We start from the raw sequence: 26,056 nt of genomic DNA on the forward strand, positions 1-26,056 counted from the left end.
CCCGGCGATAAGGGCTATCGCGTCCGCTTAAAAATACGCGGACACCATCGTCCTTAATGCGGGAGTTCGGAAGGTGACTTGGCTGGACGCTTACGATACTCTTCGTCGTCTGTACGAACCTCATATCCGTACTCATGGGGTTTCAACATTATGTAATTGATGAGGACCTTGGTTGGCATATGCTCCTCTTTTCGGCTGATGCTACCTCATCATGCCTCGCCTGATCAGATCGTGGCTACCACAGGCTGGGCCATGGTTGTGGTCGTCCGGCCTGTGGCCGTGACGGGGTACTTTTACTTTTAGGGGTACGCTTAGGGGTATAGTAGCTGGCGATACACCACAATGTTCCGCATTGGAAGGCTTCCAGTAGGCATATTCGATTCCCGCTCCGGCACCATCGGGACACACTGATACCTTTGTATCTAAACCGGCCATCGCAGCCGGTTTTTTCGTTTTGAGCCCAATCCTCGACGCCTTTGGCGCATTGCATGGGACCAGTGGCAAGGCATCTTCGTGAACGCAGGACCGCCTCACTCCTCTTATCTGTAAGCATTCGCTGCGCGGAGGAGATCAAGCGATGGGCAACAAACCAGATGTTCTATCGAACCAGAATAACGATGCATCAAGGGCTGAACGTGCGGGCACAGATGACGTGATCATCCCTGGCTCGCCACCGCCTCTAGGATCCGAGCGGACGGATGTCAGCCCTGGCGGCGAAGCCGGAGTGGACGAGCTACCGCAAAATGACGGCACTACGCCACGAAACAATCCCAAGGAAGGGCAGGTGATGGACGGTTTGCCTGACATCGATCCAGATAGTGCAGAACTGGATGACGCGCCGAACCCACGTTAGTAATCGCGCAATAAAAAGCCCCGCACGAGGCGGGGCTGTAGGCGTCTAGCCAGTCGTTCCGTTGTCCTTTGATTCGCATGCCTGCGAATGGTCCTTTTCGGGCCTCCCTGTCCCGCTGCGCCTCCTGCGCTATTGGTGAACAGAATAGGGGAGGCACGAACAAAGCGAAATCATCTAACTTCACCGCTGTGGGTCAGCCAAAGCTTACGCGCGGTAGGCGATCAACGCATCGGTGTAGCAAATCGAGCGAGACATTCAGCCAATGTTCAAAAACACTTATCGCATCAGCCTTACCGTAGGAGCCGTACTGACACTGGTTGGCTGCAGTGGATTTGAGACCGTATCGCCAGCGCAGCCGTCCGATGAGTACGTTTTCGTCTGCGACAAGGCCGGCCAAGCAGGCTGCAGGACTCGCGCGGATGAAATCTGCCCAGAAGGCTACGACACGCTCAGCAGTGAGGAAGATTTTGAACGAAAGGAAATGCGAGTCAGATGCCTAGGCGACGCCAACCCGCCGTAGCGAAGACGGCCAGCGCGTGGACTGGCCATCCATAGCGACAATTACTGAGCAGAGTCGAGCAACGCCTGTGCTTGTTCAAGAACCTGGAGTGACTGGGTGTGATCTCCCGCTTTATGCAGCTGCTCTCCTTCGGCTCGTAATTCCTTTACCTTCTCCAGCGTTGCCGGATCGCTCGGCGGATTGCTTTCTAATTGCTTGTCGATCTTGGCCATGTCCATTGGGCAGTGCATTGCCCAGACTGGCGCAGATAGAGCGGCTGCTGCGATGAATAAGAGTAAGCGGCGCATTATCTTATCTCCGGTTGAGTGGCATTCGTGAGTATAGGAGCGGTGTGGAAACCGTGCGGCTTTTCGATATAAGGTTGTGGAGCGCTCAGTTGGTGAGTGTTGCGATAGTTATCGTACAACTGCTGGGCTATGATAGGCCCCAGTCCGCTTCATAGAGATCGATGTGTCCATGGAAAACGAAATCGCTCAGCCACGTGTTCGCCGTAAGCACCGCAGCCTCGCACAGGAACTTGTGACCGAGCTGTCGCAGCAGATCCGCGACGGCGTCATCAAGCGCGGCGACAAGTTGCCGACTGAGTCAGCGATCATGCAGGCCCAGGGCGTGAGCAGGACGGTTGTGCGTGAGGCAATCTCGCGTCTTCAGGCGTCTGGCTTGGTTGAGACTCGCCATGGCATTGGCACTTTCGTGCTCGATACTCCAAGCACCACCGGCCTACGCATCGACCCGGCCACTATCGGGACGCTACGTGACGTATTGTCGATTCTGGAGCTGCGGATCAGCCTTGAAGTCGAGTCCGCCGGCTTGGCGGCACAGCGACGGACTCCCGAGCAACTGGCGGCAATGCGCGAGTTTTTGGATTCACTACAGCGAAGTGCGGCGCTTTCCAGTGAAGCGGCCGTGTCGGACTTCCAGTTCCATTTGCAGATCGCCGAAGCGACAGGCAACCGCTACTTCACGGACATCATGAATCACCTGGGCACGGCGATTATTCCTCGCAGCCGGCTCAACTCCGCGCGCCTGGCTCATGATGACCAACCGCATTATCAGCAGCGCTTGGGCCGCGAACATGAGCAGATCTACGACGCTATCGCTCGTCAGGACGCAGAGTCAGCTCGAGCTGCAATGCGTCTGCATCTGACCAATAGCCGCGAGCGACTGCGTCAGGCTCATGAAGAGGCGGAGACCGACAAGGTCAGCTGACACCGACTCTCAGAGTCGCCGCCGACCTCGTGCTTCGCTGTCGGTCTCTGCCGATGGAGCTTTGTGGATTGAATGTCACCGGTTGGCGCAAGCGCGCCAACTCACCTCGGGTTGGTTTGCTCAGTTCTTGCGGTACGCCAGCAGGACGATACCCCCGACCACAATCAGGCCACCCAGTATCTGCATGGGGGCCAGCAACTGACCAAGCACCAACCAGCCAAGCAGCATTCCAGCGACCGGCTCCATGTTCATGACGGGTGCATTGCGAGCGATGTTAAGCCGCGGCATGCAGATGAAGAGCGTGGAAAACGCCGCGCCATAGAGAAGTACCAGGCAACCCAATGCGATCCAACCAGCCGTTGCGCTGGGCAGGCCTAGACCACCTGGTATAACGCCGCTTGCGCCGAGCAGGGCGGAGGCGCCAAACACCACAACTAATGTCAGCATGCTTCGCACCGAGCCGGCCATGCCGGATAGCTTATGCTCGGTGACCCACAGCGCCAGCGCGAATACCCCGGCTGCGGTAAGGCTGAACAGGATGCCAGCAATCCATTGACCGTCAGGTGCCTCGCTGGTCATTAGACGTGTGGGAACGTCCAGAACCAGTACCAGGCCGACCAGGATCAGTCCCATGATCGCCAGCGCGTGGCGTGTCGGTCTTGGCCCGCCCAGCGCCCATGTGAGCAGTGCAAGCAGGATGGGCGAGAGATTGACGACCAGCAGAGCCAGCGCAACCGGAATGCGCGCGACCGCTGAGTAGATGCAAAAACTCTGAACCGTGATCAGAAGCCCAAGAAGGATCTGCCAACGCCACGTGGTGCGACTCAAGCGCAGGGACTCGCGCCTCCAGAATACAAGCGCAGCCAAAGCCAGCAGCGTCACGCCGGCGCGGCAGAGCATGGCCAGCAACAGACCGGTATCGTGATCGAACGCGATGCGCGCGGCGATATGGTTGGCTGCGAACGAGCAAGCCAAGGTGGCCAGAATCAGTACGGCAATATGACGTGGAAACGGTGTAGCAGCTTGCATCGGGTCAATCCTGTGTTAAGCAGCATCACGGTGTTCGGGCGCCGTCTGCAACGGCAGTGGCAGTTGTTTCATTGCTGATCGTTCGGGCCTGCAAAGCAAAAACGCCGCCCGGGTGGGCGGCGTCGGAGTTTGCGTTATTGGACTATCAGAGCACCACGCTGGGCAACCAGAGTGAGATCGCGGGGATATAGGTAACCGCGAGCAGCACCATGAACAGCGCCACATAGAAGGGCAGCAGTGCCTTGACGGTGTTCTCGATAGTGACCTTGCCGATCGCCGCGCCGACGAAGAGTACCGCGCCTACCGGTGGCGTGATCAGTCCGATGCCGAGGTTCACCAGCATGATCATGCCAAAGTGCACTGGATCGACACCAATACCGGTGATGACAGGCATCAGAATCGGCGTGAGGATCAGGATCAGCGGCGCCATGTCCATCAGCGTGCCAAGGACCAGCAGCATCATGTTGATGCACATCAGGATCACATAGCGGTTGTCCGACAGGGTCAGGAACATCGTGGTGATCTTCGACGGGATCTGCATCAAGGTCATGATGTAGCCGAAGCTTGCCGCGAACGCGATCAGGATCATCACCACCGAGAGGGTACGAACGGTGCGGTGCAGCAGCTTTGGCAGCTCGCGCCATTTGTAGTCACGGTAGATGAACATGGTGACGAAGAAGGCCCATACCACCGCGATGGACGCTGACTCGGTCGCCGTGAACACACCCGAAAGAATGCCGCCCAGGATGATGACCATGGTCATCAGGCCCCACAGCGCTTCGACACAGATCTTCAACGCCTGCTTGAGCGGAACGACTTCGCCCTTAGGGTAGTTGCGTATCCGGGCAAAGATCAGACACATGGTCATCATCACGGCGCTGAGCAACAAACCAGGCCCGATACCGGCGATGAATAGGGACGAGATCGAAACGGTGCCGCCGGCAGCCAGCGAATACAGCACCGAGTTGTGGCTGGGTGGAGTCAGCAGCGCCTGGACAGAGCCACTGACCGTAACGGCCGTGGAAAACTCGCGAGGGTAGCCCTTTTTCTCCATTTCCGGGATCAACACCGAACCTACCGAAGCAGTGTCCGCCAGTGATGAGCCGGAGATCGCGCCGAAAAAGGTCGACGCCATGATGTTCACCAAGGACAGGCCGCCGCGCACGAAGCCAACCAGTACCGCAGCGAAAGCCACCAGGCGCCGGGACATTCCGCCCTCGGCCATGATCGCACCGGCCAGAACGAAGAACGGAATTGCGAGCAGGGAGAACTTGTTGACGCCGCCAGCGACCTGGATCATCACTGCATCGAACGGAATATCAATCCACCAGGCGCCGATCAGCGCTGACATGCCCAGTGCGTATGCCACTGGCATCCGCAGCAGAAAGAGTACGGCAAAGCTGCCGAGTAGAATCAGGGCGTCCATTTACACGGCCTCCTTGCTGTCTTCGACCAGCTCGTAATTGACCGCACGCCGGTGGCTCTGGTCGCCGAAGATAATGCGTTCGATGACAAACAACAGCGTGATAGCGCCACCGATTGGGATGGGTGAGTAGGTAATGCCAACACGAAGGGTCGGCAGCGTGCTCATGAACTGATTCCAGGTCGCGATGCACAGCTTGATGCCCCAGATGGTCATGAACAGGCAGATGATGCCCATCAGGATCTGTACCAGCAGTTCGATATGCCGATGCAGATGCTCAGGCAGGCGGTCGGTGAACATGGTCACCGCCATATGCGCGCCGGCGCGGTAGCTCGCCGCAGCGCCGAGAAAGGTAAAGATCACCATAAGCAGGATGGCCACGGGTTCAGGCCAGCCGCCACCAGAGCCCAGCACGTAGCGCGCGAAGATCCCCCAGGGGATGATCATGGACATGACCACGATGGCCAGCCCCGCGACCCAAACACAGGTCTTGTAGATCGCGTCGTTGACGCGCAGCAGCGTGTTTTTCATCAGACTTCACCACAGGCGCGGCGGCGAGCGAAGCTCGTCGCCGCGAGGTTTTTCAGAGGGAACGGATTACTGAACGGCTTCGATACGCTTGATCAGCTCGGCGTAAGGTGCGCCGTACTTTTCGCGAACCGGGGCGGTCGCATCGTAGAAGGGCTTCTTGTCGACTTCGATGAAGGTGACGCCTTCTTCCTTGAGCTTGGCTTCGCTGCTAGCAGTTTTCTCGTCCCACAGCTTGCGCTCTTCCATCTGCGCTTCCTTGGCGTATTTCATGACGATCTCCTGCTGCTCCGGGGTGAGCTTGTTCCAGGTCGTCTTCGACATCACGATCGGCTCAGGAAGGATCAGGTGACCGGTTAGCGAGTAGTTTTTCGCGGCGCGGAAGTGATTGTGCTCAAGCATGGTCGGCGGGTTGTTCTCAGCACCATCGACCACTCCGGTCTGCAGGGCGCTGAAGATTTCGCCGGTGTTCATCGCAACGCCCTGGGCACCCATGGCGTTCAGCGTATCGATGAACAATGGGTTGCCCATAACGCGGATTTTCATGCCCTTGAGGTCTTCAAGGTTACGCACGGGCTCTTTGGTGTAGAGATTGCGTACGCCACCGTCCATCCATGCCAAGCCGACCATGTTGAAATCGGAGTTGGTGATCTTGTCGAGGATTTCCTGGCCGATCTCACCATCGATGACTTTGCGCATGTGTTCGTGATCGCGGAACACAAACGGCATGTTGAAGGCGTTGACGTCCGGAACGACCGGGCCGAGCGTGCCGAGGCTGACACGGGTCATCTGCACCGCGCCGAGTTGAACCTGTTCGACGACTTCTTTCTCCGAACCCAGCACGCCGCCTGAGAACATGCGGAACTTGAGCTCACCGTCGGTGGCTTCTTCGATTTTCTTGCCCATGTTTTCCTGAGCGACCACGGTCGGATAACCGGCAGGGTGGATCTCAGCGATTTTCAGCGTCATCTCCGCGTAGGCGGTGCTCGACAGGCAGAAGGCCAGCGGAAGTGCAGCGATGAGCAACTTGCGTTTGAAGTCCATGTGAATCTCCGTCTTGTTTTTGTTGGTATGCAGCGTTGCGAGCGTCAAGACCGGGACACTGCGTGCCCGTCCTTATGGGTGAAGCGTTAGCGGAAGCGGGGCTCCTCCAGTCCGGCGACGCCGGGTTGCAGGGCGAATACGCCGCCTGCCAAGGGCTGATCGGAGAGATCACCGCCCGGGCGGATGGATGTGACAAACAGGGTGTCGAGGCCGGAGCCACCGAAGGCGCACATGGCTGGCTTCTTCACTGGCACTTCCAGCGAGCGATCGAGGCGTCCATCCGGGGTGAAACGGTGGATAAGGCCGGCATCGTTACCGCAAATCCAGTAGCAACCATCAACATCAACCGCCGCGCCGTCGGGTCGACCGGCGTGCTGGTTCATGTCGACGAACAGCCGGCGGTTGCTCGGCGTGCCACTGTCGATGTCGTAATCGAAGGCCCAGATGGCCTGCACGCTGGGGTGCGAGTCGGAAAGGTACATGGTGCGTCCGTCGGGGCTGAATCCCAGCCCGTTGGGTACGATGAAATCCTGCAGCTGAGCCTCGAGCGATTCGCGGGCAGCCGAACCATCAATCTGGTAGAGCGCGCCGGCCCGAGTGCCAGCGGCCATATCCATAACCATGGTCCCCGCCCAGAAACGGCCCTGGCGGTCGCAGCGCCCGTCATTGAATCTCATGTTGCTCGCGCCATGCTGCACGCCAGCAAGACGGGTGCTGCTGAGTGTGCCGTCGTTCTGCGGGGCGACTTCGAAAACGCCGTCTTCCATACCCGCAACCCAACGATTCGCATCTCCGTCGCGGCGAGCGATACAGGCGATCATCTGATCACCGGTCCAGCGCGTCACGGAAGCATCTGAGGCCTTCCAGCGAAGCAGCTGCCTGTTGGGTATGTCGACCCAATAGAGCGCCTGCTCGGAGGCCACCCAGACCGGGCTCTCGCCCGTTGCGTTCTGTGCGTCGACTATCAGTTCTGCTGAGTTTGCCATGGCGATTCTCTTGTTATTTTCGCGGCGTGGCGGGAATCAGTCGTCGAACGGGCCTGCTTCGCAGAAGGCGCCACCCTGGTAAATCAGGGCTGGATCATTGGGCGCATAGGGCGGTTGCTGTTCGATTTTTTCGCGGAACACTTCGGAGGTATCCTGCGGCTCGAAACCCAGGTGCGTGGCCATGTGGTTGTCCCACCACAGGTCACGGTTCGCCGAGGCGCCGTAGATAACGGTGTGCTTCACGTTCGGGGTGAACAGCGAGCGCTCGATCAGGTTGGTCAGATCGCGATAGCTGAGGTAGGTGGCCATCATCCGGCGGTTGAGTGGCTCGGGGAACGAGGAGCCGATGCGGATGCTGACGGTCTCGATGCCGTAGCGATCGAAGTAGAAACTCGCCATGTCCTCGCCATAGGATTTGGACAACCCGTAATAACTGTCCGGACGACGGGGAGCATTGGCATCGATGGTTTCAGTCTGCTTGTGAAACCCGATCACATGGTTGGAGCTGGCAAAGATCACACGCTTGATGCCGTGCTTGCGTGCCGCTTCGTAGATATGGAATACGCCCTTGATGTTGGCTTCGAGAATTTCCTCGAAAGGACGTTCTACCGAAACGCCACCGAAGTGGGCGATTGCATCGACGCCTTCGCAGAGGGCGTGCACAGCGGCTTTATCTGCAAGATTGCACTGCACCACTTCTTCATGATCGCCGGTGGGAGCATCCATGGAGGCGATATCGGAGAGGCGGATAATCTTGGCGTAGGGGCGAAGCGTTTCACGTAATACCTTGCCCAATCCTCCTGCGGCGCCTGTCAGCAGGAGGCGATTCAAGGGTGTGGGAGCGGTCGTCGTGCTTGTCATTGAGGTCTGCCCATCGCTTATTGTTTTTGGTGTCATCGGTTGTCAGATGACTTGTTTCGATTATTTCTGCGGTTATAGGCTTTTGTCAACCTGACAAGTCGATTGTTTCAAGCTTGCGCAAGACCTTTTACACGGCGGTGTCGAGTCTGGAAATAGCCCCCCAAGCCACTGGTTTCGCCGCTTAAAGCGCTTATCTTGCGCTATGAAAGGGTCACGCTAGCGAGCCCGCGGGTCTATTCACATACCACTAAAGTCGAGTGTGGCGCCGTTCAGTAATGGGGCCGAGCCTGACAGCCGCGGGGATTGAGGTTGTATGATGACACTGCGACGCTAGCCGGACCGTCCTCTAGAGTGGAACGCAGTGCAAAGGGGCACGTTTGGCAAGCATTCCTAACCTGAACGAGGACAACCGATGGCTATTCAACCGAACACGGTGCTGGCGGATGATGGCATCTGCTGGGTCAAGCTGCGGACAGTAACCTTGCCGCTGCGCAAGGCCGTCAGCGATGCAAAGGTTTTGACCGGGCGGCAGAAGCCCCTTGAGTCAGTCAGCCTGCTGTTTGCGGAAATTGAAACCAGCCAGGGGTATAGCGGGCTCGGCTTTAGTTATAGCCTGCGTACGGGAGGCCCAGCGCAATATGCCCATGCTCGGGAAATCGCGCCGCTTCTGCTCGGGGAAGACCCCAACGACATTTCTCGACTCTGGAGCAAAATGATCTGGGCCAGCGCGTCGGTCGGTCGTGGCGGCGTTGCGGCGCAGGCGATTGCCGCAATCGATACAGCGCTGTGGGATTTGAAGGCACGGCGTGCAGCGCTGCCGCTGTCCAAATTGCTTGGCGCGCACCGCAGTGCCGTGCCTTGCTACAACACCTCGGGTGGCTATCTGCAGGCCTCCATCGAGGAAGTGCTCGACAAGGCTACCCAGTCGCGGGAGCGCGGCATTGGCGGTATCAAGATGAAGGTCGGCCAGCCGAACCGACGTCTGGATCTGCAGCGCGTCGAGGCCTTACGCAAGCATCTAGGCGAAGACGTTCCGCTGATGGTTGACGTCAACCAGCAATGGGACCGCATCACTGCACTGCGAATGGGGCGCGAGCTCGAGCAGTACCAGCTCGAATGGATCGAAGAGCCGCTAGACGCGCACGACGTCGCCGGTCACGCCGCATTGGCTGCACAGTTGGACACGCCGATCGGTACGGGCGAAATGCTCACCAGCGCTACCGAAGCGCTGGGTTATGTCGACACCGGCGCGGTGGACGTGATCATGCATGACGCCCCACGCCTGGGCGGTATCACGCCGTTTCTCAAGGTGGCGCATGCGGCCGAGCAGCGCGGCATGGTTATGGCCCCACACTTCGTCATGGAAATTCACCTGCATCTGGCGGCTGCCTATGAGCACCAAACTTGGGTGGAGCACTTTGAATGGCTGGAGCCGGCATTCAACGAGCGTTTGGAGATCCGCGACGGGAAAATGATCGTCCCGAACCGACCCGGTTTGGGGTTGAGCCTGAGCGACCAGATAGCGGGTTGGACGCTGGCTGAAGTGGAGATCGGTAAGCGCGCCTGAACGAAACACCGCGCCCTCAGGCGCGGTGTCGAAACCGCTTAAGTACCGCTTAGCCCAGCGTAGCGGGCTAGGCGGCGCTGACTCAGGTTTCCTGCAGCCTGGCCGCAGTATTTTTCCGGCTACGCAGCGCGCTGAACAGGTGCCAGGCCACCGATGCCAGCGCCAGGAACAGGAAAGTCGCGGAAATGGGATTGCTGAGAAAGCCCATGAAGTCGCCATCGGACAACATCAAGCCACGCCGCAGATTCGTTTCAGCCATTGGCCCCAAGATGAAGCCGATAATGAACGGCGCGGCCGGCATCCCGCCCTTGACGAAGCCGTAACCAATCAGGCCGAACAGCAGAATGGTCCAAACGTCGAACACCCGACTGCTCAGACCGAACGCACCCACAACGCAAAGCACAAGGATGATCGGCAGCAGGATGTGCTTGGGCACCGCCAGCAGCTTGATGAAGATGCGCAGCCCGTAGAACTCCAGAACCAGCATCATCACCGAGGCGAGAATCAGCGCGGCGAAGATGGTGTACACCAACGCACCCTGGCTGATGAACAGCAGCGGGCCCGGTTGGATGCCATGGATCATGAAGCCGCCGAGGAGAATCGCGGTCACGGTGTCGCCCGGAATGCCGAGCGTCATCAGCGGAATCATGGCGCTACCGATGCCCGCGTTGTTGGCGGTTTCACTGGCGACGACCCCTTCCACAGCCCCCTTGCCGAACAGCTCGGGATGCTTGGAACGCTTCTTCGCGATGATGTAGGACACGATGTTCGAGGTACCCGCACCGATGCCCGGCAAGATGCCAATCCCGATACCGATCAGTCCAGAGCGAAACGCGTTGGGAATCTGAGCGAAGAACTCCTTCAGGGAGAAACCAAAGCCTTTCACGCCTTTCATGCTCACTGAGGCGATCTTGCTTTTGTGTGCCGCTCTGCCGGTCTCGGCGATCTTGATCACTTCCGCCACGGCAAACATACCGATCATCACCGTCAGCATGGCGAAACCGCCGTTGAGGTTCGGTGAATCGAATGTGAAGCGGCGGATGGCGTCGACCGGGGCGATACCCACCGTGGAAAACGCAAAACCAAGCGTGCCCGCGTAGATGCCTTTAAGCAGCGAGCCGGTGGACAGCGTGGCGATCAGCGTCAGTGAAAAGATTGCGATGGAAAAGTATTCATGGGGCCCGAAGCGCAAGGCAATTTTTGCCAGCGAGGGCGCAATGGACATCAGCGCGACGATGCTGAAGATGGTGCCGAGAAAGGAAAACACCACACCGACGCCCAGCGCCTTCAGCCCTTCGCCTTTTTCCATCATCGGGGCGCCGTCGAATGTCGTGGCGATGGAGGCGGGCGTGCCGGGAATCTTCAACAGGATGGCGGAGATCAGGCCGCCGGAGGTCGCGCCGATGAACAGTGCCACCAACAGTGACAGGCCCGCGGCAGGGCCCATGGTGTAAGTCAGCGGCAAACACAGCGCGATCGCCATGGTAGCCGAGAGCCCAGGAACCGCACCGAAGACGATGCCCACGGCAACGCCAAGGGTGATCAGGATAAAGATATAGGGCGAGAAAACCGCGCCAAAGCCGGCCTGCAGTAATTCGAACATGGCCGCCTCCTAGATTTTCAGAAAGCCGGTCGGGAGCATCAGATCGAAGCCCTGCCGGAAGGTGAAGAAGATCAAAGCGGAGGTCACCACCGCGATGACGATGTAGGTGATGTGGTTGACCTTCTGCTCGCGCGGTGTGATGACGATGAACTGCGCGTATAGATAGAGCACGGTCATGATCGGGAAGCCGACCTTTTGCAGCAGGGCAACATAGACCGCGATCAATCCGAGCGTTTTGAATACCGTTGGATAGTCCGGTGGCGTTGCAGCCGACGAGTCAGCATCCGCATCGGGATCAGCGGGAGGCTGGGTTGCCTTGGTCGCGGTCAGCAACTGCAGCGCGCCCAGCAGGCACAGCCCAACGGATAGCACGTAGGGAACGGTGGAGGCGTCGATAAAACCTTTGCGCGGAAGATTGATCGTCAGGAACAGGTAGAACAGGCCGGCACCCAGCATCAGGGCTCCGACCAGTAACTCCTTTCTCTTGTAGGTATCCATAGGACTGCTCTCGATTCAGAGGGAAGGCTGCCGGGCGCAGCGGCTACGCCCGGCATCGTGCCGCGGGCGTTACTTGCTCTGACGCAGTTCGTCCTTGTACTTCATGAAGTCTTCGCGGGTGTTCGTCAGGCGGTCGATCGACTGATTGGTATCGAAATAGCTGACCGGCTGCTTGAAGGTCTTGCGCAGCTCTTCCTCGTACTCAGGCATCTCGGTGATCTGTTTCACGATGCCTGACATCTTCTCGATGATTGCCGGATCAGTACCGTCCGGGAACGCCACTATGTAGGGCTTCTCCATGACGAAGTCGACGCCTTGCTCCTTGAACGTCGGCACGTCACCGAGCAGCGGGTTGCGCTCGTCGTTGGGTTGGCCCAGGGCGACCATTTCGCCACTGGTCACGTAATCCTGGACCGAGCCGTAGCTGATTGCGGCCAGGTCGATACGGTCACCCAGCAGGGCGACGACTTTCTCGGACACTGTGCCAGCGTCGACCATTTTCAGCTTGGTGTCGGTCAGGCCTTGGAACATCAGACCTTGCAAGTGGGAGTAGCTGCCCATCTCGGTGCCGTAGGTGACGCTGCTCGGTTCGGCTTTGGATTTGGAGATCAGGTCTTCCAGCGTCTTCAGGCCTGAGCTTTTCGAGGCAACGAATACGGTGCCTTTGTCCACACCCGCGATACAGCAGATATCGAAGGCGTCCAGGCTGTCCTCGGTCAGGCCAGCAACCTCGTTGACGATCATCTGTCCGGTATGGGTGAAGAGGATGGTGTTGCCATCCGGATCGGCCTGCTTGACCTGTTCGGCTGCGAGCGTTCCGCCACCGCCCGCGACGTTGGTGATGACCATCGCTTTGCCGGTGAGCTTGGTGAAGTACTTGGCCATGGTGCGGGCGTTGAAGTCGGTGTCGCCGCCAGCGTTGGCAATGACGACGACCTGTACCGGGCGAGTGGGCCATTCGGTTTCAGCAGCAAAGGCACTGCTGACGGCAGTGGCGAGAAGGGCGGAAACGAGGGAGGCGCTGATAGCTTTTTTCATTGTATGTCTCTCCGGTGGTTGGGGTTGCGGCGCTTCTTTGGTCTTCTTGTTAGCGGCCCAGGCTTGGTTGCTTGGGGTCGTACTTCCAGCCAGGGACCAGGTACTGCATGGCCATGGCATCGTCTCGGGCGCCGGTGGCGACCTTGTTGTACAGCTCATGGGCGGCCATGATCCGGTCCATATCCGGTTCGATGCCAAGGCCTGGCTTGTCCGGCACCTGAACCGCGCCGCCAACGATCTGCAGCGGTTCACGGGTCAGACGCTCCTGGCCTTCCTGCCAGATCCAGTGGGTGTCGATGGCCGTAATGTTGCCCGGTGCTGCGGCCGCAGCATGGGTGAACATCGCCAGCGAGACGTCGAAGTGATTGTTCGAATGCGAACCCCAGGTCAGGCCGAACTGCTCGCACATTTGCGCCAGTCGTACCGAGCCCTGCATGGTCCAGAAATGTGGATCAGCCAATGGGATGTCGACCGCTTCGAGGCGCAGCGAATGGCCCATCTGACGCCAGTCGGTGGCGACCATGTTGGTGGCGGTGGGAATGCCTGTAGCGCGCTTGAACTCGGCCATGATCTCGCGACCGGAGTAGCCATTCTCTGGGCCACACGGGTCTTCTGCGTAGGACAGGATATGGCCTTGGCCTTTGCACAGTTCAACGGCTTCGGCCAGTGACCAGGCCCCATTGGGATCAAGCGTGACGCGGGCGTCAGGGAAGCGTGACTTGATGCCGGCAATCGCCTGCATCTCTTCGCTACCCCGCATTACACCGCCCTTGAGTTTGAAATCCTTGAAACCGTAGCGCGCCGTAGCGGCCTCAGCCAGCCGGACGATGGCGGCCGGAGTCACCGCTTCCTGATGGCGAATGTGGTACCAGTCATCCGCCGAACCGGTACCGGCCAGGTAGGGCAGGTCGGTACGGTTGCGATCTCCTATATAGAAGAGGTAAGCGAGCATCGGCACGCTGTCGCGCTGCTGGCCGCTGCCGAGCAGCTCGGCGACCGACACATCGAGATGTTGACCGAGCAGGTCGAGAAGGGCGGCTTCCACCGCTGTGATGACATTGTCCAGGCGCAGATTGATCTCATGCGGCTGCTTCAGGACCGCCGCTTCTGCTTCGGAGGTGACCTCGTGTTGCGTAGCCTGCGGGCCCGTCGCTGACCCGCCAGCAATGCCGCGACGCAATACGTTGAGTATCCCGTTGTAGCGGCCGATCGGCTGGCCAAGCACCAGACCTTTGGTTCGCTCCAAGGCTTGCCTGATGCCTTCGCCACCCGGCACTTCGCCAATACCGCTGCGGCCGGCGCTGTCCTTGAGGATCACCAGATTGCGAGTGAAGTAGGGCGCGTGGGCACCACATAGGTTCAGCAGCATGCTGTCGTAACCCGCAACCGGGATGACTTGCATCTCCTTCACTACTGGCGTCGTCGCCGTTCGAGTGTCTTGCATCTGTCGTCTTGCTCCTGATTGTTTTTATGAGCGAATGTAGGTGGCAGCGCCAATCGGCGGGATGGGTTCTCTAGAGGTCGATGGCCTGCTCAGGCTGGCGGGTCATGATCAACAGACCCGCAACGAAGGGCCGGTTTGATTGCACGTGCCGCGGCCTGCAGCGGCTGCGGTCGAAGACAATGGCGCGGTGGCGCTGACCGGCCGCCGTGCTGACTACGTTCGATGGATTAACCAGGGTGCGGCAGAGCGGGGAGTTTGCAAGGCGGCATACCGCTGATTGATTCATGGCTTTAAGGCTCTGGTTGTTGTAAATGTCATACGTTGTCGTATGACTTGCTGAGATTTTTATCAGCGCGATTCATGGTTGTCAAATCGGTGAAACAAACTACTCGGCCCCGTATGACCGGCCGGTCATTTATTTGTTTCAATAGGCTCGAGCCAGATTCACGTCGTGGCATTTCATCGGCTAGCTTTGTCAGCGCAAGAAAGGAGCCTGAGGCGCATGAGGACCGAGACGGCGAGGCAATAATCTTCGATAAAGAGGTAGCGCAGCCATAAGTTGTACGATAACGTATCTCCAAGGCCGAGGCCCTACTTCATCTACTCTTAGTTTCACAGGATGCTCGAACAATGAACCCACAAGAACTGAAGGCCATCCTCTCTTCTGGTTTGCTGTCCTTTCCGGTCACTGACTTTGACCAGCAGGGCGACTTCAGCCGTGCCGGCTACATCAAGCGACTCGAGTGGCTGGCACCTTATGGAGCAACAGCGCTGTTTGCCGCGGGCGGTACGGGCGAGTTCTTCTCGCTGACCCCGCAGGAATACCCGGACATCATCAAGACTGCCGTCGATACCTGTGCCGGTCAGGTGCCCATCCTCGCGGGTGTAGGCGGTCCGACCCGTCAGGCGATCGCCTACGCTCAGGAAGCCGAACGCCTCGGTGCGAAAGGGCTTTTGTTGCTACCGCATTACCTGACCGAAGCGAGCCAGGAAGGCGTCGCTCGGCATGTAGAGGAGGTGTGCAAGTCGGTCAACATCGGCGTCGTGGTCTATAACCGCAACGTCTGCCGCCTAACCGCACCGCTGCTCGAGCAACTGACCGAGCGCTGCCCGAACCTGATCGGCTACAAGGACGGTCTGGGCGACATCGAACTGATGGTCTCCATTCGTCGTCGCCTCGGCGAGCGCCTGACCTACCTCGGCGGTCTGCCGACTGCAGAAGTCTACGCGGCGGCCTACAAAGCGCTGGGCGTACCCGTGTACTCATCGGCCGTCTTCAACTTCGTGCCGAAGTTGGCCATGGACTTCTACGGTGCCATTTCTCGCGACGACCACGAAACCGTCGGCAAGCTGATCGATGATTTCTTCCTGCCTTATCTCGATATCCGCAACCGTCGCAAAGGCTACGCGGTCAGCATCGTCAAGGCTGGCGCGAAAATCGCCGGTTACGACGCCGGCCCTGTTCGTGCACCACTGACGGACCTGCTGCCGGACGAGTACGAAGCGCTTGCCGCGCTGATCGAGAAGCAGGGCGCGCAGTAACGTACGTCAGACTTATCACTCGCCCCAACCGCCGTCAACGATGCCTTCATTCATACCAGGCAGTGCGGCGGACCTCACGAAGGAGAGCGCTACGTGGCAGACGCAAAGCGATATGACAACTACATCGATGGCCAATGGGTAGCTGGCAAGAATTACCAGGCCAACATCAACCCGTCCGATCTGTCGGACGTTATCGGCGAATATGCCCAAGCGGACGCTTCGCAGGTCGAAGCCGCCATCGCTGCAGCACGCAAAGCATTCCCGGCGTGGTCAACGTCCGGCATCCAGGCTCGTGCCGATGCACTGGAAAAGGTCGGTTTGGAAATCCTCGCTCGCCGAGAAGAGCTGGGCAACCTGCTGGCCCGTGAAGAAGGCAAGACCCTGCCGGAAGCCATCGGTGAAGTGTCCCGTGCCGGGAACATCTTCAAGTACTTCGCTGGTGAGTGCCTGCGTCAGGCTGGCGAGACCCTGCAGTCGGTCCGTCCGGGTGTCAGCGTTGAAGTCACCCGCGAGCCCCTGGGCGTGATCGGCCTGATCACACCGTGGAACTTCCCGATTGCCATTCCTGCTTGGAAAATTGCGCCAGCGCTCGCCTATGGCAACTGCGTGGTGATCAAACCAGCCGATCTGGTTCCAGGTTGCGCCTGGGCCATTGCTGACATCATCTCGCGCGCAGGCTTCCCGGCCGGCGTGTTCAACCTGGTGATGGGCAAGGGCCGCGAAGTCGGCGAAGCCATCGTCAACGACAAGCGCGTCGATGGCGTCAGCTTTACCGGCTCGGTTGGCGTTGGCCGTGGCATCGCGGCGACCTGCGTCGGGCGTCAGGCCAAGGTTCAGCTGGAAATGGGCGGCAAGAATCCGCAGATCATTCTGGACGATGCCGACCTTAACACTGCCGTAGAACTGGCGACGCAAAGCGCGTTCTACTCAACCGGCCAGCGTTGCACCGCATCCAGCCGCATCATCGTGACCGAAGGCATCTACGACCGTTTCGTCGAGGCCATGATCGAGCGCATCAAGAAGATCAAGGTCGGTTCGGCATTGGAGCAGGGCGTGGACGTCGGCCCGGTTGTATCGCAGGCGCAGCTCGATCAGGACCTGAAGTACATCGAGATCGGCAAGCAAGAAGGCGCACGCCTGGCCTGCGGCGGCGAGCGCGTCAGCTGCGGCACTGAAGGTTACTACCTGGCGCCGACTTTGTTCGTCGACAGCACCGCCGACATGCGAATCAGCCGTGAAGAGATTTTCGGCCCGGTCGCCAACGTGGTGAAGGTCAAGGACTACGACGAAGCGCTGGCCATGGCCAACGACACCGAGTTCGGTCTGTCGGCGGGCATCTGCACCACTTCGTTGAAGTACGCCAATCACTTCAAGCGTCATTCCCAGGCCGGGATGGTGATGGTCAACCTTCCCACCGCTGGCGTGGATTACCACGTGCCGTTCGGCGGTCGCAAAGGCTCGTCCTACGGCCCGCGCGAGCAGGGTCGTTACGCCCAGGAGTTCTACACCACGGTGAAGACCACCTACATCGGCTGATCTGCCGAGTCATCCTATGACGCGCAATCCGTCCGAGTCGCACAGCGGCTCGGCGATTCGCGTCGGCGGCAAACAGATCGATACACCGCAACGCGGACCATAAGAACAAAAGAGAGACGCATATGAACGATTCTACGAATCAAGGTGCTCCGGTCATCACCGAACTTCGAGTGGTTCCGGTCGCAGGGCAAGACAGCATGCTGCTCAACCTGAGTGGCGCCCATGGTCCGTACTTCACCCGCAACATCCTCATTCTCAAGGACAGCGCCGGCAACACAGGTGTCGGCGAGGTCCCCGGTGGCGAGGCGATCCGCAAGACGCTGGACGACGCTCGCGCCATTCTGATCGGGCAATCGGTTGGCAATTTCAATGGTCTGCTGAACCAGGCGCGCAAGGCATTCGCCGACCGCGATGTCGCGGGCCGCGGCTTGCAGACGTTCGACCTGCGCATCGCTATTCACGCCATCACGGCGATCGAGTCGGCGCTGCTCGATCTGCTCGGCCAGCACCTCAACGTGCCGGTTGCCGCACTGCTCGGTGACGGACAGCAGCGCGAAGAAGTCGAGATGCTCGGTTATCTGTTCTTCATCGCCGATCGCAACAAGACCGACCTCGGCTACCGCGACGAGTCGAATGCCAGCGATAACTGGTTCCGCGTGCGCAACGAAGAAGCATTGACCCCCGAAACCGTTGTGCGTCAGGCCGAAGCGGCCTACGAGCGCTACGGCTTCAAGGATTTCAAACTTAAGGGCGGCGTGCTGCCGGGCAGTGAAGAGGTCAAGGCGATTCGTGCGCTGGCCGAGCGCTTCCCCGATGCCCGCATCACACTGGACCCCAATGGTGCCTGGTCACTGGCCGAAGCCATTGATCTGTGCAAGGACCTGCACGGCGTGCTGGCGTATGCCGAAGACCCCTGCGGTGCCGAGAACGGCTACTCGGGGCGCGAAGTGATGGCTGAGTTCCGCCGCGCCACCGGTCTCCCGACCGCCACCAACATGATCGCTACCGATTGGCGGCAGATGGGCCACACCGTTCAGCTGCAATCAGTCGATATCCCGCTGGCAGATCCACACTTCTGGACCATGAGCGGCTCGGTGCGGGTTGCGCAGATGTGCAACGACTGGGGGTTGACCTGGGGCTCGCACTCCAACAACCACTTCGACATTTCGCTGGCCATGTTCACGCACGTGGCCGCCGCCGCGCCGGGCAAGATCACCGCGATCGACACCCATTGGATCTGGCAGGACGGCCAATACCTGACCCGCGAGCCGCTGCAGATCGTCGGCGGCAAGGTCGCTGTGCCGGCCAAGTCGGGCCTCGGCGTGGAGCTGGATGAAGATGCGCTGCAGAAGGCTCATGAGCTGTACCTCGCCAAAGGGCTGGGCGCTCGCGACGATGCCATCGCCATGCAGTACCTGATTCCGGATTGGACGTTCAACAACAAGAAGCCGTGCATGGTGCGCTGAGGCCAGCGCGAGAAACCGCGTTAGGGCGGAGCGGGCGGCCAAGGGGAAATACCGCGGCCGCGGAGGCGAGTAGGGTGGGCTTCAGCCCACCGCTTGCAGCCCGAACATTCACCTTGGTGGGCTGAAGCCCACCCTACCGCGCTGCGAACGAACCAGACCAGAACAACAACCGGCCTGACCGGAGACCGAGATGAACGACACCGTGGAACTGATTCAGCATCAAGATTCGCCGCGTTACATCCGCCTCAACGATGCGGACAACGTGGCTGTGGTGGTCAACGATGGTGGTGTGCCGACCGGTGCCCGGTTCGAGGACGGGCTGGTCACGGTCGAATCAGTGCCGCAAAGCCACAAGGTTGCGCTGGTGGATATTGCGGTCGACCAGCCTGTGCGCCGCTACGGACAGATCATTGGTTATGCTCTAGAGCCCATCGCACGAGGGTCCTGGGTCAAGGAGACGCAGCTGCGCATGCCCTCAGCTCCACCCCTCGACAGCCTGCCAATGGCCGATGCTGTCCCGGAGCGCCTCGAGCCGCTTGAGGGCTTTACCTTTGAAGGCTACCGCAACGCAGACGGCACGGTTGGTACGCGCAACGTGCTCGGTATCACCACTACCGTTCAATGCGTGACGGGCGTGCTCGATCACGCTGTTGCGCGCATTCGTAAAGAGCTTCTGCCGAAGTACCCGAACGTCGATGACGTGGTCGCGCTGACCCACAGCTACGGTTGCGGCGTGGCGATCAATGCCAAGGACGCCTACATCCCGATCCGTACCGTCCGCAACCTGGCGCGCAACCCCAACCTCGGCGGCGAAGCGCTGGTCATCAGCCTTGGCTGCGAAAAGCTGCAGGCAGAGCAGGTGATGCACGAAGGCGACGCATCGGTCGATCTCAGCGAACCCTGGCTGTACCGTTTGCAGGACTCCAATACCGGTTTCGGCGAGATGATCGAACAGATCATGGCGCTGGCCGAGTCGCGTCTGCAAAAGCTTAACCGCCGACAGCGCGAAACCGTTCCGGCCTCAGAGCTTGTGCTGGGCATGCAATGCGGCGGCAGCGATGCCTTCTCGGGAATCACCGCCAATCCAGCCTTGGGCTACGCCTCGGACCTGCTGATTCGCGCAGGCGCAACAGTGATGTTCTCTGAGGTCACCGAAGTGCGCGATGCAATCTATATGCTCACGTCGCGCGCTGAAACGCCGGAGGTTGCCGAAGCCTTGGTCCGCGAGATGGACTGGTACGACCAGTATCTGGAGCGCGGCGCAGCCGATCGCAGCGCCAACACCACGCCTGGTAACAAGAAAGGCGGGTTGTCCAACATTGTCGAGAAGTCCCTTGGCTCCATCGTCAAATCCGGCAGCAGTGCGATCAACGGCGTACTCGGCCCAGGCGAGCGGTTCAGCAGCAAAGGCCTGATCTACTGCGCGACCCCAGCCAGCGACTTTGTCTGCGGCACGTTGCAGTTGGCGGCCGGCATGAACCTGCATGTGTTCACCACCGGGCGCGGCACCCCATATGGTCTGGCCATGGCACCGGTCGTGAAAGTCTCTACCCGCACCGAGCTGGCCGAGCGCTGGCCTGACCTGATTGACGTGGATGCCGGGCGTATTGCCACTGGCCGTTCCAGTATCGAGGAGCTGGGTTGGGAGCTGTTCCACTACTACCTGGACGTCGCCAGTGGGCGCAAGAAGACTTGGGCCGAGCAGCACCGGATCCACAACGACATCACCTTGTTCAACCCGGCCCCGATCACCTGAACCCAGCTATGTCAGCGCATCGAAGCGGTGCGCTGTTCCATGATCAGTCGCAGGAGAACGAGATGAGTGCGCTGCCGGATGACTTCATCCGCGAGATCGAAGCGGTCGTCGGTGCCGTCGGCATGGTCTGTGATGCCGAACGCATGCAGAGCTACCTGAGCGATTGGCGGAATGCCTACCGCGGTGAAGCCGCACTGGTGGTACGTCCGGCCAGCACCGAAGAGGTAGCCGCCGTAGTGCGGCTGTGCAATCAATACGAAATTGCACTGGTACCGCAAGGGGGCAATACCGGGCTGTGTGGCGGTTCGATTCCGGACGCCAGTGGCACTCAAGTGGTGCTGTCCCTGACGCGCATGACCAACATCCGCGAAGTCGATACCGAAAACGAGACCATTACTGTCGAGGCCGGCGCCATCCTGCAAACCGTACAAGAGGCCGCTGCCGAAGTGGGGCGGCTGTTCCCTTTGTCCCTCGGCGCGGAAGGCAGTTGCACCGTGGGCGGTAATCTCGCCACCAACGCCGGCGGAACCGCCGTACTGCGTTACGGCAACATGCGCGACCTCACGCTGGGCCTGGAAGTGGTGCTGCCGGACGGGCAGATCTGGAATGGCCTGCGCGGACTGCGCAAGGACAATACAGGGTACGACCTCAAACACCTGTTCATCGGCTCGGAAGGCACACTCGGCATCATCACCGCAGCCGTGCTCAAGCTATATCCTGCGGTGCGCAGCGTGACGACGGCCTGGGTTGCATTACCCAGCGCGCATGCAGCGGTCCAGCTGATCGGCATCATCCGTGGTCTATGTGGTGATCGGCTGACCGGGTTCGAGCTGATGTCGCGGCAAAGCGTTGATTTCGTGCTGCGTCACGTCGGCGCTTGCTCCGATCCCTTCGCGGAAGCTCATCCCTGGTATGTGCTGATCGAGCTTAGCGACACCCAACCTGATGCGCCGCTCAACGAGCTGCTTGAACAGGGGATCGGCGAAGCCCTGGAGCGTGGACTGGTGACCGATGCCGTACTGGCCAGTAGCGAGGCGCAGGTCGCAGCGTTGTGGGCGATGCGTGAGGGGATTTCCGAGGCGCAGAACCATGAAGGTCCAAGTCTCAAACATGACATCAGCGTGCCGGTGAGCTGCATTCCGGCGTTCATTCAGACGACCGATCAGCGCTTACTCGACCAGTTTCCGGGCGTGCGCATCGTCGCTTATGGCCATGTCGGTGATGGGAACCTTCACTACAACGTCAGCAAGCCGGTCGGGTCTGACGATACGGCCTTCAAGGCGCAGCAAGACGCGATCATGCACGTCATCTACAAGGCCACTACTCGGTTTCAGGGCAGCATCAGCGCAGAGCATGGGCTGGGTCAGGCCAAGCGCGCCGCAGCCAAGCACTACAAGGATCCGCTGGAACTGGCGCTGATGCGTGCAATCAAGGCAACGCTAGATCCCAGAGGCCTGATGAACCCCGGCAAGGTGCTCTGACTTCGCCTCCACGCGTTCCCACTTTTCGAGGTAATCACCGTGACCTGCATACTCCAAATCGGCCCCCTGACTGAACGTTTCAACCGTGGCCTTGCCGCGGAGCATGAGGTGCTGCGTTTCTGGGAGGAGGGTGCCGATGCGTTGGTTAACCAGAATGCTCAGCGCATTGATGTCGTGGTGACCTCCGGTCGTTTCGGCTGCACGGCGGAGCTGATCGAGCGCCTGCCCAACCTGCAAGCGATCATCAGTTTCGGCGTCGGCTACGACGCGATCGACGTCGCGGCAGCGCGCGCGCGCAACATCCCGGTGAGCAATACGCCAGACGTGCTCAATGATTGCGTGGCGGACTTGGCCTTTGGGCTGATTATCGACAGCGCCAGGCAAATGTCCCGTGCCGACCGTTTCGTACGCGCCGGCGAGTGGCCCTCCGGCGGCCTGCCGCTTGCGAAGCAGGTGAGCGGGAAACGACTGGGCATCGTCGGCATGGGGCGCATTGGTGAAACGATCGCCAAGCGCTCCAGTGGTTTTGATATGCAGGTGCGCTACCACAACCGTCGACCGGTAGAGGGCGGTGCCTATGGCTATGAGTCCAATCTCGTCGAGTTGGCGCAGTGGAGCGACTTTCTCGTTCTGACCTGTCCTGGTGGCGAGAGCACCCGCAACCTCATCAATCGAGACGTCCTCGAGGCGCTTGGATCGAAAGGAATTTTGATCAACGTTGCCCGCGGCTCTGTGGTGGACGAACCGGCATTGATCGAGGCACTGACCGAAGGACGGCTGGGCGGCGCGGGTCTCGACGTTTATGCCCAGGAGCCCAACGTACCTCAGGCCCTAATCAATCTGCCAAATGTCGTGCTGCTGCCGCACATCGGCAGCGCCACCGAGGAAACCCGGCTGGCAATGGAAGAATTGCTGTTGGCCAATCTGCGTGCATTTCTCGAACGCGGTGAGGTGCTGACGGCTGTCTGAGCGGACACATTCGTGCGCTTCAGATGACAGGCGGCCTCGGTCGCCGATGGCCCTGGCCAAAAGCCTGGGTCAGATAACTTCAGAGCAACATCATTAGGGCGCCGAACACCGCGAGCCACAAGCACGCGGCCGCGAGGCGCCATTTCAATTCAAGTCAGCGAGCAATTCGGCTCGCCTAAGAGGCCGTGCGATGCCTGAACTTCAACCGAATCTGACCGAGGTCGAGCTTCTGCGCGGCCCGCTGAGACTGTCGGTGTGCCCCGGGCTGGGCGGTGCAATCACTCGACTGAGCATCGATGGCATCGATCTGCTGCGCCCTTGGGACGGCACGGACAGCGTGCGGCGAACGGGCTGCTTCGTCCTTGCACCTTTCTCCAATCGAGTCGGTGATGGCGCCTTCGAGCATGACGGTCAGCGCTACCCGTTGCGCCGCCTATCTGCTGAACATCCTTTACCGATTCACGGCGTCGCCTGGAAGCGTGCGTGGACGATAACGGAGCAAAGCCCGACCAGCCTTTGCCTGACGCTCATTCATCGGCCCGAGGGCGAGGCCGTACTTGACTGGCCGTTCGCATTCGAGCTCGCACACCAGATCAAACTCGACGATGGCGGCGTTGCGCTGCAACTGACGCTGCGCAACATCGACAACCGCTCGATGCCCGCCGGGCTTGGCTGGCATCCGTATTTCCTCCGGCACGACGCTTGTTGGTTGCGGTTCGGTGCGAGTGCAGTCTGGCGCAACGACACCCGAAACCTGCCATCACAGAGGACGCCCGTCCCAAAGGAATGGGACTTTTCAACGGAAGCGCCGCTGCAGGAACCCGGCCTGGACAACTGCTTCGTTGGGCGTACCGGGCCCGTTACCATCCACTGGCCGAACGAAGGGGTAGAGCTAACCATGCATCCCAGCGAGGCACTCGATCATCTGGTCGTGTTTACGCCGCCGGCAGAGATGGGCTTCTTTGCGGTCGAGCCGGTTTCGCATGCCAACAATGCGCTTTGCATGGACGATCCGGCCGCGAACGGCATTCGTACGCTCGACCCCGGCGAAACCATGCAGGTCAGTTGCAAACTGCAGATTCAGCGTACGGCTCGTACCGTCCAGTAGCGTCTCACCCAGGTGTCGATAGCTTAGAGTCGAAAGGCGGGCGAGGGGTGGGAGCGCCCATTCAAGAGCGCTCCCGGATGGTCACGCCGGGCTAATGTTTTGGTTGATGCGGAAGAGATTCGTTGGGTCGAACTTCCTTTTCAGATCCACCAGTCGCTGGTAGCTCGTGCCATAAGCGAAGGCGGTGCGCTCAGCTTCATCACTGGTCAGGAAGTTCACGTAAGCGCCACCACTGGCAAACGACTGCGTACGGTCAAAAAACTCCCGCGCCCAGGCAATGCAACGAGCATCCTCATCCACCGTTTCCCAGCGGACATGCACGTTCATCACATAATTGGCGTCACGACTCGAGTAAGCCATGGCGTCAGGCTTGGTTCGTCCTGTTTCGCCACCTATCGTAGCGACGAATATCTCGCATTGCGGTGAAGGCAGTGCATTGGCGTATTCGATGACGGTATCAATCAACCCCTCGTCGATCTCTGAGAAATTGTGAGATTTCCAGTAGTTTCGGGAGCCCGGAGTCAATAGCGGATCGAAGACCTGCTGCCAATCAACATACGGCTGCACGCCGATGTGCTCGCCGTAGGCAGAACCGAACTGCCTCAGTGTCTCCACATATTCCATGCCCTCATCGGGGTCGCCTGCGTAACAAACGGCCAGCACAACGATTTCTTTGCCGTGGACCTCTTCGGCCAGGAACGGCAACGGCGGCGCCTTGCGAGTGATCATCCAAACGTTGAGCTCGTCCGGCATCGTTTCGGTGAAACGAGCGAACTGGGTGATAACGGATTTCGCCTGTTCAAACGGAAAAACGATGAGGCCGCACAACACGTCCGGCCCCACCGGGTGCAGCCGAAATTCGAAACGGGTGACGATGCCGAAATTCCCGCCGCCGCCGCGAAGCCCCCAGAACAGATCCGGGTTTTCGGATTCACTGGCGTGCAGCTGACGGCCATCGGCGACTATCACATCCGCACCCAGCAGGCTGTCTACGGTCATGCCGTACTTTCGGCTGAGCCAACCAAAGCCGCCGCCAAGGGTCAGTCCGGCCACGCCAGTGGTGGAGTTTATGCCCAGAGGCGTGGCCAAGCCGTGTGCTTGTGCAGCCGCATCGAAGTCCGCCAGTGTGCAGCCCGGCTCGACATAGCCTCGATGTTGTTCCGGATCGATACTGACGTCTTTCATAAGCGAGAGATCGATCATCAGGCCGTCGTCACAAACTGCATTCCCAGCAATATTGTGTCCGCCGCCGCGGATAGAGAAAGGCAGGTCATGTTGGCGAACGAAGTCCAAAGACCGAACCACGTCGTCAGCTGAACCGCAGCGGGCGATCAGCGAAGGACGGCGGTCGATCATGCCGTTCCAGATCTGGCGCACGTCGTTGTATTGGGGATCTTCGGGGAAAACGAGCGTGCCCGCAAAGGCCGCCTGGAATGCGTCCGTCGCGGTGTGGGAAAGCTGATTCATAACGATCACCGTTGGGTATGCCGGTAGGCACGCACAAGGCCTGCCCACGGCTGTGAAGGGGAGACTGCGACCTGTCTGGCGATAGTCGATGCCTCACAGCACCCCACAACTCGGCATTCGTCAGCGGA

22 protein-coding genes are annotated in these 26,056 nt (G+C 59.7%); 10 read left to right on the forward strand and 12 right to left on the reverse strand.

Annotation, left to right across the window (positions count from 1 at the left end):
- The first annotated feature begins 577 nt into the window (after window positions 1-577).
- The gene (locus ACQKIK_RS18440; protein ID WP_499137039.1) at window positions 578-853 is read left to right on the forward strand and encodes a hypothetical protein; all 276 of its coding nucleotides are present in this window, start codon (window positions 578-580) and stop codon (window positions 851-853) included.
- Window positions 854-1,414: 561 nt separating this feature from the next.
- Here ACQKIK_RS18440 and ACQKIK_RS18445 read toward each other — a convergent pair.
- A complete protein-coding gene (locus ACQKIK_RS18445) occupies window positions 1,415-1,660 on the reverse strand; it encodes a PA2433 domain-containing protein (protein ID WP_045427260.1) in 246 nt (81 codons plus the stop codon).
- A gap of 169 nt (window positions 1,661-1,829) precedes the next feature.
- Between ACQKIK_RS18445 and ACQKIK_RS18450 the strand changes: the two genes are divergently transcribed.
- Window positions 1,830-2,582: a FadR/GntR family transcriptional regulator gene (locus ACQKIK_RS18450; RefSeq protein ID WP_064482292.1), complete on the forward strand. Its 753-nt coding sequence runs from the start codon at window positions 1,830-1,832 to the stop codon at window positions 2,580-2,582.
- A gap of 120 nt (window positions 2,583-2,702) precedes the next feature.
- Here ACQKIK_RS18450 and ACQKIK_RS18455 read toward each other — a convergent pair whose 3' ends face one another.
- From ACQKIK_RS18455 to ACQKIK_RS18480, 6 genes are all read right to left on the reverse strand, one after another.
- Entirely contained in the window at window positions 2,703-3,611 is a 909-nt protein-coding gene (locus tag ACQKIK_RS18455; RefSeq protein WP_499137040.1) for an EamA family transporter, read from the reverse strand.
- 145 nt (window positions 3,612-3,756) lie between these two features.
- Window positions 3,757-5,037, reverse strand: a complete 1,281-nt coding sequence (locus ACQKIK_RS18460) for a TRAP transporter large permease (protein ID WP_046161302.1) — start codon at window positions 5,035-5,037, stop codon at window positions 3,757-3,759.
- Window positions 5,038-5,565, reverse strand: a complete 528-nt coding sequence (locus ACQKIK_RS18465; protein WP_045427272.1) for a TRAP transporter small permease — start codon at window positions 5,563-5,565, stop codon at window positions 5,038-5,040.
- A gap of 66 nt (window positions 5,566-5,631) precedes the next feature.
- Entirely contained in the window at window positions 5,632-6,606 is a 975-nt protein-coding gene (locus tag ACQKIK_RS18470; RefSeq protein ID WP_045427275.1) for a TRAP transporter substrate-binding protein, read from the reverse strand.
- Window positions 6,607-6,692: 86 nt separating this feature from the next.
- Window positions 6,693-7,592, reverse strand: a complete 900-nt coding sequence (locus ACQKIK_RS18475; RefSeq protein WP_499137041.1) for an SMP-30/gluconolactonase/LRE family protein — start codon at window positions 7,590-7,592, stop codon at window positions 6,693-6,695.
- A 36-nt stretch (window positions 7,593-7,628) separates the two neighbouring features.
- Window positions 7,629-8,453, reverse strand: coding sequence for an NAD-dependent epimerase/dehydratase family protein (locus ACQKIK_RS18480; RefSeq protein ID WP_499137042.1), 825 nt, complete (start codon window positions 8,451-8,453; stop codon window positions 7,629-7,631).
- Window positions 8,454-8,865: 412 nt separating this feature from the next.
- Between ACQKIK_RS18480 and ACQKIK_RS18485 the strand changes: the two genes are divergently transcribed.
- Entirely contained in the window at window positions 8,866-10,020 is a 1,155-nt protein-coding gene (locus ACQKIK_RS18485) for an L-talarate/galactarate dehydratase (protein ID WP_499137043.1), read from the forward strand.
- 82 nt (window positions 10,021-10,102) lie between these two features.
- On the opposite strand, the gene ACQKIK_RS18490 is transcribed toward ACQKIK_RS18485, so the two are convergent.
- The 4 genes from ACQKIK_RS18490 to ACQKIK_RS18505 form a co-directional block, all read right to left on the reverse strand.
- The gene (locus tag ACQKIK_RS18490; protein ID WP_499137044.1) at window positions 10,103-11,623 is read right to left on the reverse strand and encodes a tripartite tricarboxylate transporter permease; all 1,521 of its coding nucleotides are present in this window, start codon (window positions 11,621-11,623) and stop codon (window positions 10,103-10,105) included.
- Between the two features lie 9 nt (window positions 11,624-11,632).
- On the reverse strand, window positions 11,633-12,121 hold the full coding sequence (locus ACQKIK_RS18495; RefSeq protein ID WP_046161298.1) for a tripartite tricarboxylate transporter TctB family protein: 489 nt from the start codon (window positions 12,119-12,121) through the stop codon (window positions 11,633-11,635).
- A gap of 69 nt (window positions 12,122-12,190) precedes the next feature.
- Window positions 12,191-13,159 carry a Bug family tripartite tricarboxylate transporter substrate binding protein gene (locus tag ACQKIK_RS18500; RefSeq protein WP_499137045.1) on the reverse strand — a complete coding sequence of 323 codons (969 nt, stop codon included), beginning with the start codon at window positions 13,157-13,159 and terminating at the stop codon, window positions 12,191-12,193.
- A gap of 49 nt (window positions 13,160-13,208) precedes the next feature.
- On the reverse strand, window positions 13,209-14,603 hold the full coding sequence (locus ACQKIK_RS18505) for an enolase C-terminal domain-like protein (RefSeq protein WP_499137046.1): 1,395 nt from the start codon (window positions 14,601-14,603) through the stop codon (window positions 13,209-13,211).
- Between the two features lie 630 nt (window positions 14,604-15,233).
- Here ACQKIK_RS18505 and kdgD point away from each other — a divergent pair.
- From kdgD to ACQKIK_RS18540, 7 genes are all read left to right on the forward strand, one after another.
- On the forward strand, window positions 15,234-16,145 hold the full coding sequence (kdgD, locus tag ACQKIK_RS18510) for a 5-dehydro-4-deoxyglucarate dehydratase (protein WP_045427304.1): 912 nt from the start codon (window positions 15,234-15,236) through the stop codon (window positions 16,143-16,145).
- A 93-nt stretch (window positions 16,146-16,238) separates the two neighbouring features.
- Window positions 16,239-17,681 (forward strand): aldehyde dehydrogenase family protein, encoded by a 1,443-nt coding sequence (locus ACQKIK_RS18515; RefSeq protein WP_045427307.1) that lies wholly within the window; start codon window positions 16,239-16,241, stop codon window positions 17,679-17,681.
- A gap of 122 nt (window positions 17,682-17,803) precedes the next feature.
- On the forward strand, window positions 17,804-19,147 hold the full coding sequence (gene gudD, locus ACQKIK_RS18520) for a glucarate dehydratase (protein ID WP_499137047.1): 1,344 nt from the start codon (window positions 17,804-17,806) through the stop codon (window positions 19,145-19,147).
- Window positions 19,148-19,349: 202 nt separating this feature from the next.
- Window positions 19,350-20,903 carry a galactarate dehydratase gene (garD, locus tag ACQKIK_RS18525; RefSeq protein ID WP_499137230.1) on the forward strand — a complete coding sequence of 518 codons (1,554 nt, stop codon included), beginning with the start codon at window positions 19,350-19,352 and terminating at the stop codon, window positions 20,901-20,903.
- 62 nt (window positions 20,904-20,965) lie between these two features.
- Window positions 20,966-22,384 carry an FAD-binding oxidoreductase gene (locus tag ACQKIK_RS18530; protein WP_499137231.1) on the forward strand — a complete coding sequence of 473 codons (1,419 nt, stop codon included), beginning with the start codon at window positions 20,966-20,968 and terminating at the stop codon, window positions 22,382-22,384.
- A gap of 39 nt (window positions 22,385-22,423) precedes the next feature.
- A complete protein-coding gene (locus tag ACQKIK_RS18535) occupies window positions 22,424-23,353 on the forward strand; it encodes a 2-hydroxyacid dehydrogenase (RefSeq protein ID WP_499137048.1) in 930 nt (309 codons plus the stop codon).
- A gap of 190 nt (window positions 23,354-23,543) precedes the next feature.
- Window positions 23,544-24,461, forward strand: coding sequence for an aldose 1-epimerase (locus ACQKIK_RS18540; RefSeq protein ID WP_499137049.1), 918 nt, complete (start codon window positions 23,544-23,546; stop codon window positions 24,459-24,461).
- 81 nt (window positions 24,462-24,542) lie between these two features.
- Here the strand turns inward: ACQKIK_RS18540 and ACQKIK_RS18545 are convergent, their stop codons facing one another.
- Window positions 24,543-25,928, reverse strand: coding sequence for an FAD-binding oxidoreductase (locus ACQKIK_RS18545; RefSeq protein WP_499137050.1), 1,386 nt, complete (start codon window positions 25,926-25,928; stop codon window positions 24,543-24,545).
- Between the last annotated feature and the right edge of the window lie 128 nt (window positions 25,929-26,056).

The sequence above is a fragment of the Pseudomonas sp. NPDC047961 genome, assembly GCF_050272435.1.
In the GTDB taxonomy this organism is placed as follows: domain Bacteria; phylum Pseudomonadota; class Gammaproteobacteria; order Pseudomonadales; family Pseudomonadaceae; genus Stutzerimonas.